Origin of the sequence: Streptomyces sp. NPDC021749, assembly GCF_040640655.1 — a bacterium.
Classification (GTDB): Bacteria; Actinomycetota; Actinomycetes; order Streptomycetales; family Streptomycetaceae; genus Streptomyces.
The window spans coordinates 1-11005 of sequence record NZ_JBFACE010000085.1; the positions used below are offsets into that span (position 1 = coordinate 1).

General features: G+C 72.3%; 7 protein-coding genes. 2 read left to right on the forward strand and 5 right to left on the reverse strand.

Annotated features, from left to right (window positions below):
- Positions 1-508 precede the first annotated feature (508 nt).
- The 5 genes from AB0G35_RS36790 to mce form a co-directional block, all read right to left on the reverse strand.
- A complete protein-coding gene (locus tag AB0G35_RS36790; protein WP_360959019.1) occupies positions 509-1282 on the reverse strand; it encodes an ABC transporter permease in 774 nt (257 codons plus the stop codon).
- A 3-nt stretch (positions 1283-1285) separates the two neighbouring features.
- Positions 1286-2308: an ATP-binding cassette domain-containing protein gene (locus AB0G35_RS36795; RefSeq protein ID WP_360959022.1), complete on the reverse strand. Its 1023-nt coding sequence runs from the start codon at positions 2306-2308 to the stop codon at positions 1286-1288.
- A gap of 145 nt (positions 2309-2453) precedes the next feature.
- A complete protein-coding gene (locus AB0G35_RS36800; protein WP_030414114.1) occupies positions 2454-3392 on the reverse strand; it encodes a cellulose-binding protein in 939 nt (312 codons plus the stop codon).
- Between the two features lie 113 nt (positions 3393-3505).
- Positions 3506-7768 carry a polarized growth protein Scy gene (gene scy, locus AB0G35_RS36805; protein ID WP_360959025.1) on the reverse strand — a complete coding sequence of 1421 codons (4263 nt, stop codon included), beginning with the start codon at positions 7766-7768 and terminating at the stop codon, positions 3506-3508.
- A 210-nt stretch (positions 7769-7978) separates the two neighbouring features.
- Entirely contained in the window at positions 7979-8419 is a 441-nt protein-coding gene (gene mce / locus AB0G35_RS36810) for a methylmalonyl-CoA epimerase (RefSeq protein ID WP_360959028.1), read from the reverse strand.
- Between the two features lie 137 nt (positions 8420-8556).
- Between mce and AB0G35_RS36815 the strand changes: the two genes are divergently transcribed.
- Positions 8557-9768, forward strand: coding sequence for an acetyl-CoA C-acetyltransferase (locus tag AB0G35_RS36815; RefSeq protein WP_360959030.1), 1212 nt, complete (start codon positions 8557-8559; stop codon positions 9766-9768).
- Positions 9769-9838: 70 nt separating this feature from the next.
- Positions 9839-10798, forward strand: a complete 960-nt coding sequence (gene meaB / locus AB0G35_RS36820) for a methylmalonyl Co-A mutase-associated GTPase MeaB (RefSeq protein ID WP_360959033.1) — start codon at positions 9839-9841, stop codon at positions 10796-10798.
- Positions 10799-11005 lie beyond the last annotated feature (207 nt).

An 11005-nucleotide genomic window follows, 5' to 3' on the forward strand; every position in this document is an offset into this window, starting at 1 on the left:
CTCCGGCCCGTCCCCTCCCGTGTGTGGGGTGGGAATGCGGTGTGTGGGGGTGGGCGTTGGGGCATGCAAGGGGGCCAGCGGTCCCGTAGGGGAGGGTCGAACAGATCCCGTAAGGGTTGCCGGCGCCCCCTGCTGGGCCTCAACCCGGCGGGCCGGGGAAGGTATTCCCGACACCGCACGACGCGGATGTACAGCACGACGCGCCGTACGGTACGAGGCGACGTGGGACACGACGCGCCGTACGGCACGAGGTGACGTACAGCTGAACGACAACGCTCGCCCCCACCCACCCCACACCCCCCACTCATGGGAGGGGACAGACCGTAGGACGAAGTCTGTAGGGCTGTCACCGCACCCGACAAACAACGCCCGCCGCCAGGCGCAACGGCGAACAACCCCGACGGCGGGACAGTCGACAAACGAACGCGACGCCGCAAAGCGCACCGCAACGGCGAGATGCCCCGCGGCGGGACAGCCGAGTACGTGGGGCGAAAAGCCAAGCGCAGCGCTACGCGTCGCGGCGCTTCAGGAGCACGTACCCCCCGGCCAGCGCCAGCACCGTCCAGGCGATCATGATGCCCAGGCCGCCCCACGGGCCGTAGGGCACGTCCTCGCCCGCGCGGGGGACGACCTGCATGATCTTGGAGCCGGCCTGGTCGGGCAGGAAGCGGCCGATCTTCCTGGTGGCGGAGACGTTGCCGAGGATGTTGGAGATCAGGAAGAAGAACGGCATCAGGATGCCCAGCGAGAGCATCGGGCTGCGCAGCATCGTGGCGACCGCCATGGAGAACAGGGCGATCAGCGTCATGTAGAGGCCGCCGCCGATCACGGCGCGCAGCACACCCGGGTCGCCGAGGTGGGCGCGCAGATCGCCCAGCATCGCCTGGCCCGCGAAGAACGTCACGAAGCTGGTGGCCAGGCCGACGACGAAGACCAGTGCGGTGGCGACCAGCAACTTGCAGAACAGGAACGTGCCGCGCTGCGGTACCGCGGCGAGCGAGGCGCGGATCATGCCGGTGCTGTACTCGTTGGAGACCACCAGCACACCGAAGACGATCATCGCGAGCTGGCCCAGTCCCATCCCGGCGAAGCTGACGTTGGTGGCGTCGAACGACAGCCGGTCCCGGGCCGGCATGGAGTCGAAGTCGTGGTTGGCCAGCGTGCAGATCAGCATGCCCAGCCCGACGGTGACCACGACGGCGATGCCGAGGGTCCACACCGTCGACCGCACCGACCTGATCTTGGTCCACTCGGACCGGATGACCTGCCCGACCGCCGCCATGGGTCAGCTCCTCTTCTTCTGCCAGTCCGCGCCCCAGCCGGTCGGCTGCGGCTCGCCCGGCCGTGCCCCGGCCGGCTGGGGTGCTCCCGGAACGGCGGCGGTCCGCGCCGGCACCGTTGCGCCGTTGTGCGCGTGGTACTCGACGGACCCGGCCGTCAACCGCATGAACGCCTCTTCCAGGGACGCCTGCTGAGGGCTCAGCTCGTGCAGGGTCAGGTGGTGGGCCGCGGCCAGTTCGCCGAGCCGCTCGGCCGGCACCCCGTCGACCTCCAGCGCACCGCCCCCGGCCGACACCGCGTGGATGCCCTGGGCGCGCAGCACGTCGAGCAGCTTCTGCTGTTCCGGGGAGCGCATCCGGACGTACGAGCGTGAGTTCTGGTGGATGAAGTCCTTCATGGACGTGTCCGCCATCAGCCGGCCCTGGCCGATGACCACCAAGTGGTCGGCGGTCAGCGCCATCTCGCTCATCAGGTGGGAGGAGACGAAGACCGTACGGCCCTGGGCCGCGAGGTGCTTCATCAGGTTCCGGATCCAGTGGATGCCCTCGGGGTCGAGGCCGTTGACCGGCTCGTCGAAGAGCAGCACCTGCGGATCGCCGAGCAGGGCGGCGGCGATGCCCAGCCGCTGGCCCATGCCGAGTGAGAAGCCCTTCGCGCGCTTCTTGGCGACCGAGCTGAGCCCGACCATTTCGAGCACCTCGCCGACCCGGCTGCGCGGGATGCCGTTGCTCTGCGCCAGGCACAGCAGGTGGTTGGCGGCGCTCCGGCCGCCGTGCACGGCCTTGGCCTCCAGCAGCGCGCCGATGTACGTCAGGGGGTCTTCCAGCTGGCGGTAGTGCTTGCCGTCGATCCGGACCGTGCCCGACGTCGGGTTGTCCAGATCCAGCATCATCCGCATCGTGGTCGACTTGCCCGCGCCGTTGGGCCCGAGGAAGCCGGTGATGATGCCGGGCCGCACCGTGAAGGTGAGGTGGTCCACCGCCACCTTGTCGCCGTAGTGCTTGGTCAGCCCCTCAAGCTCGATCATGTACAGCACGCTAGGCGCGCCTGGGTGGCCCGGCCACCGGGGCGGGGCCGGCTGGCGGACCCCCTGTACGACCGGGCCCCCGCCACCGCCTCAGAGGGCGGTACGGGGGCTCGGTGGAAACCGGCGAAACCTTCCGACGGTTGGTTCAGCGCGTCTGCTGGGCCGGGACGCCGCGGGAGACCGCCTCGTCGTCGCCGGGAGCACCGGCCGCGGCCACCGCCGCACCGGTCAGCGTGGCCAGCATCTCGCGGACGTTGGTCAGCTGGGCGTTGATGGAGTCGCGGCGGTTGGTCAGCGCCGCCAGCTCGCGCTCGGATTCGCTGCGGATACGGTCCGCCTTGGCGTTGGCGTCCGCCACGATGTCCTCGGCCTGGCGCTGCGCGGTCTCCACCGTCTGGCGGGCCCTGCGCTCGGCGTCCGTACGCAGCTTCTCGGCCTCCAGGCGGAGCTGCTCGGCGCGGTGCTCGATCTCGGCCAGCCGCTTCTCGGCCTTGGCCTGACGGGAGGCGAGGTCCCGCTCGGACTGCTCACGGCGCTTGGCGAGGTTGGTCTCGAAGTCCGCGGCGGCCTGCGCGGCCTTGGCGCGGGTCTCCTCGAAGAGGGAGTCCGCCTCCTCCCGCTTGGACTGGGCGTCCTTCTGGGCCTCGGCGCGCAGCGTGGACGCCTCGCCCTTGGCCTTCTCGACGATCCGGGCGCCCTCGTCCTCCGCCTTCGCCTTGCGCTCGGCGGCGAACGCCTCCGCGTCGTTGCGGACCTGCTGGGCGGCCGACTCGGCCAGCTCACGGTGCTGCTCGGCGGCCCGGCGGGCCTCCTCGCGCAGGTCCTTGGCCTCTTCCTCGGCAAGCCGGAGGATCTTCTCGACGCGCGCTCCCAGGCCCGCGTAGGACGGTTCGGCGTCATTGACCTGCGCCTGGGCGTTCTGCGTTTCGAGGTGGAGCTCCTCGATCCGCTTTTCCAGCGACGTGATGCGGGCCAGTGCGCTGTCGCGGTCGGCGACGAGCTTCGTGATGCGGTCATCCACCTGACCGCGGTCGTACCCACGCCGCACGAGCTCGAAGCCGAAGGGGGAGGAAGTGTCGCTCATGGGGTTCCTGTCGAAGAGACCGGTGAGGTGATAAGGAGAATCCTAGGGGTCACAACGGCGTGTCATCGAGTCATTGCCCGTTTGATCTGGAGAATGACCCCTCATTTGAGTGGCTACCCTTCAGACTGCTTGCCACTCGAACGAGTTGCACCGGCGCCCGCGCCCGCTTTCACCCCGTTGCCCTTGTTTTCGCCCCCTCCGCCGGGTGCCTCGAAAGACTCCAAAGCCTCCAGAACGTCCTGGACGCGGGAGATTTCGGCGTTGATGTCCTCCCGCCGGCGGACCAGGGTCTCCAGCTCGCGCTTGCCCTCGTCCACGATGCGGGCGGCCTCCGCCCGGGCCTCCTCGCGCATCCGCTCCGCGTCGCGCACCGCCTCGGCCTTCTTGTTCTCGGCCTCCTTGATCAGGCCTTCGGCCTTCTTGACCGCCGCGATCCGGACCTTGCTCGCCTCGCTGTTGGCGTCCGCCATCATCCGGTCGGCCTTCTCCTCGGCCTCCACCTGCTGCGCGGTGGCCTGCGCGATGAGCTTGTCGACCCGCTCGCCGGCGTTCTTCATGGTCTCCGCCGACTCCCGGCGGGCCCGCTCGTGCAGCTCCTCGACCTCGGACTCGATCCGCTGCCGCAGCTCCTCGGCGCGCTCCCTTATGGCGGTGGCGTCCCCACGGGCCTCCTCCAGCAGCGCGTTGGCGTCCGTACGGGCCTTCTCCACCCGGGCGTTGCCGTCCGAGGTCGCCTCCGTGACGAGCCGCTCGGCCTCCTTGCGGGCCGCCCCGACCATCGTGTCGGCCTGCTCCTCGGCCTGGGTGGCGACCTTCAGCGCCTCCTCCTGGGCCTTGGCGATCAGCTGGTCGGCCTGCTCCGCGGCGTCCCCGCGGCGCTTCGCGGCGTCCTTGCGGGCCTCGTCGAGCAGCCGGTCGGCCTCCTCCTGGGCCTCCGCGCGCATCCGCTCGGCGGCCGCCTCCGCGTCCTCCTTGATTTTGGCCGATTCGTTACGGGTACGGCCGGCGTGCTCCTGCGCGGCGGTGACCGTCTCGGCCGCCTCGGCCCGCAGCCGGTCCGCCTCCGCGGTGGCCGTGGCGATCATCCGGTCCGCCTGCTCGCGGGCGTCGGCCCGGGTACGGTCCGCCTCCCGCTCGGCGTCCGCGGTGGTCTCCGCGGCCTCGGCACGCAGCCGCTGCGCCTCCGTCGCGGCCTCCGACACCAGCGTGTCGGCCTGCTCCGCGGCGTCCGCGCGGGTCTTGTTGGCGTCCGCCCGCGCCTGGTCGCTGGTGCGCTCGGCGTCCAGACGTGCCTGCTCCAGCACCTCGGCCGCCTCGGTCCGCAGCCGCTCGGCCCGCTCGGTCGCCTCGGCCACCAGGGACTGCGCCTGCTGCTCGCCCTCCGCGCGCAGCCGGTCGGCGGCCTCCTGGGCCTCCCGGACCGTACGGTCCGCGTCGTCCTGCGCCGAAGACGTCAGCTCGGTCGCCTCGGCGACGATCCGCTCGGCCTCCGCACGGGCCTCGGTGATCAGGCGGTCGGCCTGCTCCGCGGCGTCCGACCGGATCCGGTTCGCGTCCTCGCGCGCCTCGGCGCGGGCCCGCGCGGCGTCCTGCTCGCCGGCCGCCAGCGCGTTCGAGGCGTCGGTCCGCAGCTGCTGCGCCTTCGCCGAGGCGTCCGTGACCAGCTTCTCGGCCTGCGCGGTCGCCTCCGCGACCAGCCGGTCGGCCTGCTCGGCGGCCTCCGTACGCGCCGCGTTGGCGTCCCGGCGGGCCTCGTCGAGCACCCCGGCCGCCTCCGTGCGCAGCCGCTCGGCCTCCTCGATGGCCTCCGCGACGGCCCGCTCGGCAAGGGTCTGGGCGGCCTCCGACGCCTCCTGCGCCTCGCGCCGGGTCCGCGCCGCGTCCTCCGAGGCGCGCTCCCGCTCCTCGTAGGCGTCCTTGCGGACCCGGTCGGCCTCCTCCTGCGCCTCCGACTTCGTGCGCTCCGCGGCGTGTTCGGCCGCCGACCGCAGCCCGGCGATCTCCTCGGCGGCCTGCTCGTGCAGCCCCGCGACCGAGTCCCGCACCTGCTGCGCGGTCTGCTCGGCCGCCGCCACCAGCTCGCCGGCCCGCCGGTCCGCGTCCTCGACCAGCCGCGCGGCCTCCTCCTGCGCCTCGGTCACCCGCGTACGGGCCGAGGCCAGCAGCTCCTCGCTCTGCTCGCGGGCCGCGGTGCGCTCCTGGTGGGCCTCCTCGCGGGCCTCGCCCAGCAGTTGCTCGGCCTCCCGGCGGCGCCGCGCGGCCTCCTCCTGCGCCTCGGCCAGCGCCTCGGCCGCCTCGGCGCCGGTGCGCTCCGCGGCGGCCGCGGCCTCCGCGCGCACCCGGTCCGCGGTCTCCTGCGCCTCCGACTTGAGCCGCTCGGCCTCGGCCGCCGCCTCGGTGCGCAGCCGTACGGCCACCGACTCGCCCTCGGAGCGTGCCGCGGAGGCGTCCGCCGCGGCCTCCGTGCGCAGCCGCTCGGCCTCCTCCTCGGCCTCCTGCTGGAGCGTGCGGCGGCGCTCGGCGGCCTCGGCCTTGAGCCGGGCGGCCTCCTCCTGCGTCTCGCGGCGCAGCCGTTCGGCCTCCGTGCGGGCCTCGCGCAGCGACTCCTCGGCGGCCGCGACCCGCTCCTCGGCCTCGGTGCGCAGCCGGTCCAGTTCCGCCTGTGCGTCGGTGCGCAGCTGCTCGGCGGCCTCCTCGGCCTCGGCGCGCAGCTTCGCGGCGCTCTTCTCGGCCTCCGACGTCAGCTCCTCGGCGGCCTGAGTGCCCTCCAGCAGCAGGGTTTCGGCCTCCGCACGCGCCCGCTCCAGCGCGTCCTCGGCCTGCCGGCGCAGCGTCGAGGCGCGCTCGATGGCCTCGGTCCGGACCCGCTCGCTCTCCGCGACGGCACCCGAACGGGTCTCCTCCGCATCGGACTTGGCCTTGGCCAGCAGCTCCTCGGCGGTACCGGCCGCCTCCTCGATCTGCTGGACCGCCTCGCGCCGGGCCTCGCTGCGGATCCGCTCGCCCTCGGCGACCGCGTCGGCGCGCAGCTGCTCCGCCTCGCCGCGCAGCCGCCGCGCCTCCTCCTGGAGTTCGACGGTCTTGGCGCGGTACTCCTTGGTGTCGTCCTTCGCCGCCCCCTTGAGCTGGGCCGCGGTGTCGTGCGCCTCCTCGCGCAGCCGGTCGGCCTCGGCCTCGGCCTCCTTGCGCAGCCGTTCGGCCTCCTCGGCGGCGGCCTTGGTCGCGGCCTTGGCGTCCTCGGACGCCTTGGTCATCATCTCCTCGGCGGTCCGCGCGGCCTTCGCCAGCTGCGCCGCGGAGTCCTCCGCCGCCTTCGACCGGGCGGCCTCCTGCGCCTCGGCGAGCAGCCGCTCGGCCTCCGTACGGGCGTCGGCGCGCAGTTGCTCGGCCTCGGCCTTGAGCGCCTCGGCCTCCTTGGTGGCCTCGGCGACCAGCCGGGCGATCTCCGCCTTGGCCGTACGGGTGCGCTGCTCGTTCTCCGACTCGGCGGCCGACAGCCGCTTTCCGGCGCTGGCCTGCGCCTCCTCGACCAGCTTCTCGGCCTGGGCGCGCGCCTCGCGCAGCGCGGTGTCCGCCTCCTGCAGCCGGGCCTCGGCGGTACGGGTCAGCTCGGTGGCCTGACGGCGCGCCTCCTCCGACTCGGTGCCGGCGGCGGTGCGCAGCTGCTCGGCCTGATCCGTGGCCTCCTGGGCCTGGTTGGACGCCGCGGTCAGCAGCCGCTCGGCGTCCGAACGCGCCCGGCGCAGGATGGACTCGGCCTCGGCGCGGGCCGCTTCGGCCTCCGAACCGAGCCGGGCCCGGGACTGCTCGATCAGCCGCTGGGCCTCGGCGCGCGCGGCCGCCAGGGCCGCTTCGGCCTCCGCCCGGGACTCCTCCATCAGCCGGCGGGCCTGCGACTCCGTGCGGGCGCGCAGCTGTTCGGCCCAGGCGACGTTCTCGTTGACGTGCGATTCGACGGTCTGCCGGCGCTCGTTGAGCTCCTCGTCGAGCCGCTGGCGGCGGCTGACCGCCTCGGCGTGCAGCTCGGCCTCCAGCCGGGCCTGCCGCTCGGCCTGCTCCTGCAGCAGCCGCTGGGTCTGCGCCCGTGCCTCGCGCAGCTCCCGCTCGGCGTCCGACCGCAGCTGATCGGCCTGGATCTGCGCATTGCGCAGCAGTTGTTCGGCCTGGTGGCTGACGTTGTCGTAGGCAGGACGGGTCGCGAGGTTGCGACGCGCCTCGTGCAGCTTGGCGCGCAGCACCTCGACCTGGTAGCCGAGGTCGTCGGCGTGCTGGACGGCCTTGTCCCGCTCGGTCTTCAGCCGCTCCATCTCGGCTTCGAACTGCGAGAGGTGGTCGGCCTCAGCCCACTTACGCTCCTGGCGCTCGTTGCCCCGCACTGCGCGGTCCCATCCGTCCCCTGGTCATGGTGGCGGCCGGCTCCGGTCCTGCGGTGCTCGTCCCGTACACGTCACGTCGTACCCGACTGGCACCCCTTGGAGCTGACCCTTCTCCGAAGAAATGGTGTCAGATCATCGGCAGAGTATGGGCCGAGCCCCACTGCCGTACCCCGGCCGAAGCTGCACTCTACCGGCCGGGGAACGTGAAGGTCAGTGGTCCGTGCTGGCGGGGGGTGCCGCGGTGACGAGTTCGGTGAGCACGCCGTGGCAGTCCTTGGGGTGCAGGAAGGTGATCCGCGACCCCATGGAACCCTTGCGGGGCTCGTCGTAGAGCACCCGTACGCCCTTGCCGCGGATGGCCTCGGAATCCCCGTCGACGTCCGCGGTGCCGAAGGCGATGTGGTGTACGCCCTCGCCGTTTTTGGCCAGCCATTTGCCCACCGCGGAGTCCTCGCGGGTGGGCTCCAGGAGCTGCAGGTAGGAGGCCCCGCCGTCCGAGGTCTCGTTGATCTTCAGCATGGCTTCCCGGACGCCCTGCTCCTCGTTGACCTCGGTGTGGAACACCTCGAAGCCGTACGTGGCACGGTAGAACTCGACAGTCTTGTCGAGGTCGGAACAGGCGATCCCGATGTGGTCGATTCGCGTCAGCATGGTTCCAGTGCACCCCTCTCACGACTGGTTACGCAACGTGCGCGCGATCACACCCGCTGGCCGATGACCCGGCGGGTACCGCTCAGTACATTGACGGGAACCCTCGTTAACTTCCCTGCAAAGGAAGGCCGCATCGCATGTCTGACACCAACGGCACGAACGGCACCACCTCAGTAATCGTGGCGGGAGCCCGTACCCCGATGGGGCGGCTCCTGGGCTCCCTGCGGACCTTCTCGGGCGCCGATCTGGGCGGTTTCGCCATCAAGGCGGCACTGGACCGGGCGGGCATCGGCGGCGACCAGGTGCAGTACGTGATCATGGGCCAGGTGCTGCAGGCCGGGGCGGGGCAGATCCCGGCGCGCCAGGCCGCCGTCAAGGCCGGCATCCCGATGAACGTCCCCGCGCTCACCGTCAACAAGGTGTGCCTCTCCGGACTGGACGCGATCGCGCTGGCCGACCAGTTGATCCGTGCGGGTGAGTTCGACGTCGTCGTCGCCGGCGGCCAGGAGTCCATGAGCAACGCGCCGCACCTCCTCCCCAAGTCCCGGGAGGGCTACAAGTACGGCGCCGTCGAGATGCTCGACGCGATGGCCCACGACGGCCTGACCGACTCGTTCGAGGGCATCGCCATGGGCGAGTCGACCGAGAAGCACAACACCAGGCTGGGAATCGCCCGTCCGGAGCAGGACGAGATCGCCGCGGCCTCGCACCAGCGGGCCGCCGCCGCCCAGAAGAACGGCCTCTTCGAGGCGGAGATCACCCCCGTGGAGATCCCGCAGCGCAAGGGCGAGCCGGTCGTCTTCAGCAAGGACGAGGGCATCCGCGCGGAGACCACCGTGGAGTCGCTGGCCAAGCTGCGTCCGGCGTTCGCCAAGGACGGCACGATCACCGCCGGAACGTCCTCGCAGATCTCGGACGGTGCGGCCGCCGTCGTCGTGATGAGCAAGGCCAAGGCCGAGGAACTGGGCCTGGAATGGATCGCGGAGATCGGCGCGCACGGCAACGTCGCGGGCCCCGACAACTCGCTGCAGTCCCAGCCGTCCAACGCCATCAACCACGCCCTGGGCAAGGAGGGCCTGACCGTCGCCGACCTCGACCTGATCGAGATCAACGAGGCGTTCGCGGCGGTCGCCGTGCAGTCAATGAAGGATCTGGGGGTCTCCCCGGAAAAGGTGAATGTCAACGGCGGCGCGATTGCCCTGGGTCACCCGATCGGGATGTCCGGCGCCCGCATCGTGCTGCACCTGGCCCTGGAACTGCGCCGGCGCGGCGGCGGGACCGGCGCGGCCGCACTGTGCGGCGGCGGCGGTCAGGGCGACGCGCTGATCATCCGCGTACCGGGTAAGTAAGCGGCAGCCCGTACGCCCGTGCGTACGGACTGCCGAATCGCGACCAGCGAGCCGAAGGAGCCGAGCAGCGATGGTGGACGTCCCCCAGCTGGTGGAACAGGCACGGCAGGGCCGGCCGAGGGCGGTGGCCCGGCTGATCTCCCTCGTGGAGGGGGCGGCGCCGGAGCTGCGCGAGGTGATGGCGGCGCTGGCGCCGCTCACCGGCAACGCCTACGTGGTCGGACTGACCGGCTCACCCGGAGTGGGCAAGTCCACCACCACCTCGGCCCTGGTCACCGCGTACCGCAAGACGGGCAAACGGGTCGGCGTGCTCGCCGTCGACCCGTCCTCGCCGTTCTCCGGCGGTGCGCTGCTCGGCGACCGGGTCCGGATGAGCGAGCACGCCTCCGACCCCGGCGTCTACATCCGCTCGATGGCCACCCGCGGCCATCTGGGCGGCCTGGCCTGGGCCGCGCCGCAGGCCATCCGGGTCCTGGACGGGGCCGGCTGCGACGTGATCCTGGTCGAGACGGTCGGGGTCGGCCAGTCCGAGGTGGAGATCGCCTCCCAGGCGGACACCTCCGTGGTGCTGCTCGCGCCCGGCATGGGCGACGGCATCCAGGCGGCCAAGGCCGGAATCCTGGAGATCGGTGACGTCTACGTGGTCAACAAGGCCGACCGGGACGGCGCCGACGCCACCGCCCGGGAGCTCAACCACATGCTGGGCCTCGGCGAATCCCGGGCGCCCGGCGACTGGCGGCCGCCCATCGTGAAGACGGTCGCCGCCCGCTCCGAGGGCGTCGACGAGGTCGTCGAGGCGCTGGAGAAGCACCGGGCCTGGATGGAGGAGCACGGCGTCCTGGCCGAGCGGCGCCGCGCCAGGGCCGCCCACGAGGTCGAGACGATCGCGGTCACGGCGCTGCGCGAGCGGATCGGCGACCTGAGCGGCGACCGCCGGCTGGAGGCGCTGGCCGAACGGATAGTGGCCGGCGAGACGGATCCGTACCGGGCGGCGGACGAGTTGGTGGAGGGTGTGACGAACGGCGGCTGAAGCCGGTGCGCATTGCGGTGCCGCCCACGTAGCCGGCTGTTCCGCCGTGGGGGTTTCCCGCCGTGGCTCCCCCACTGCCTGAAGGGCGTGGGAGGTGCCCCCAGCGGCGGGCGGGTTTGTTGTGGGTGCGGTGACGGTCCTGCGGGGCCGGGGGTGTTGTGTTCTTGTGTGTTGGTGCCCCCAAACCCCCCCCCCCGCCCCCGCCCC

Coding starts and splice junctions, on each gene's coding strand:
- AB0G35_RS36790 (WP_360959019.1), bottom strand. CDS start 1,282: ATGGCGGCGGTCGGGCAGGTCATCCGGTCCGAGTGGACCAAGATCAGG.
- AB0G35_RS36795 (WP_360959022.1), bottom strand. CDS start 2,308: ATGATCGAGCTTGAGGGGCTGACCAAGCACTACGGCGACAAGGTGGCG.
- AB0G35_RS36800 (WP_030414114.1), bottom strand. CDS start 3,392: ATGAGCGACACTTCCTCCCCCTTCGGCTTCGAGCTCGTGCGGCGTGGG.
- mce (WP_360959028.1), bottom strand. CDS start 8,419: ATGCTGACGCGAATCGACCACATCGGGATCGCCTGTTCCGACCTCGAC.
- AB0G35_RS36815 (WP_360959030.1), top strand. CDS start 8,557: ATGTCTGACACCAACGGCACGAACGGCACCACCTCAGTAATCGTGGCG.
- meaB (WP_360959033.1), top strand. CDS start 9,839: ATGGTGGACGTCCCCCAGCTGGTGGAACAGGCACGGCAGGGCCGGCCG.